Raw genomic sequence first — 872 nt, 5'->3', positions numbered from 1 at the left:
GCAAGCTTCAAAAGGGCCGCATTCTTGTCGGCTTGTTCCAGCTCACGCCGGCATGCGCCCATCGGGAGTATATTTGTCGACAGCGTCGGGCAGTCGCTGCGACAGCCTCTCCACAATTTCCTCTTGGCTGAGCCCAGTCTGTGCAGCGAGGCGGTCCAGGATGTCGGGGCCAATTACCTGCTCCAGATCGCGCCCCTCGATACGCTCGTTCGGGCCGCTACGGACCCACGAATCCGCAGCCTCGCCACGGCCAGCCTGCTTGAAACGTTCGATCAGTTCTTGGATACCGTTGCCCAGCAGACCGCCGATCCCACCCGCCGAGGCAGACTGCGCACCTCCTGTGATCCTATCGAGCTCCGCTGGCGCATCCTGGGCGGGCTTTCCCTGCTGTGAACCGCCGAACCATTCAGCGAGTTTGTCTCGGTTTTGATAGCCCGCGACTGCAAGCAGCCCCAGCAAAGCCGTCATGGACGGAAAGCCACTATTTTCGTTGCTCATCTGCCTCTTCCTCGCTTTGTACTAGGCGTTGCGGCGACTCATCATCGACCAAGCCATGAGCACCAAGACGGCTCCGATCACTGCGCCAATGAGGCCAGCCCCTTCACCGGGGCGATACCAACCCAGCGCTTGGCCGAGAAACGTGGCGACGAAGGCTCCGACGATGCCGAGCACGGTCGTGAGGACGAAACCAGCCGGCTCGTTGGATCCGGGCGAAAGAAACTTGGCTATGACGCCAGCGACAAACCCGATGATGATCGTCCAGATGATGCCCATGGCTGATCCTCATGATCTGGCCCGGCGCAATGTGCGATCGGGGCCACCCATGAACCGCAGCTGTGCGTAGAAAGTTCCGATAGAAGGTCGATTCATTT

Annotated in this window: 2 protein-coding genes; both read right to left on the bottom strand. The window is 60.3% G+C overall.

Translation table 11 applies throughout. The annotated features are described in order from the left end of the window. Nucleotides 1-42: 42 nt before the first annotated feature. Nucleotides 43-498, bottom strand: coding sequence for a YidB family protein (locus V7S63_RS28695; protein WP_336532835.1), 456 nt, complete (start codon nt 496-498; stop codon nt 43-45). 21 nt (nt 499-519) lie between these two features. Continuing rightward, nucleotides 520-774, bottom strand: coding sequence for a GlsB/YeaQ/YmgE family stress response membrane protein (locus V7S63_RS28690; protein WP_336532834.1), 255 nt, complete (start codon nt 772-774; stop codon nt 520-522). Between the last annotated feature and the right edge of the window lie 98 nt (nt 775-872).

The organism is Allobosea sp. CCNWLY174 (genome assembly GCF_037120455.1).
GTDB classification, from domain to species: Bacteria; Pseudomonadota; Alphaproteobacteria; order Rhizobiales; family Beijerinckiaceae; genus Allobosea; species Allobosea lupini.
This window is presented reverse-complemented; position numbering and strand designations above follow the sequence as displayed.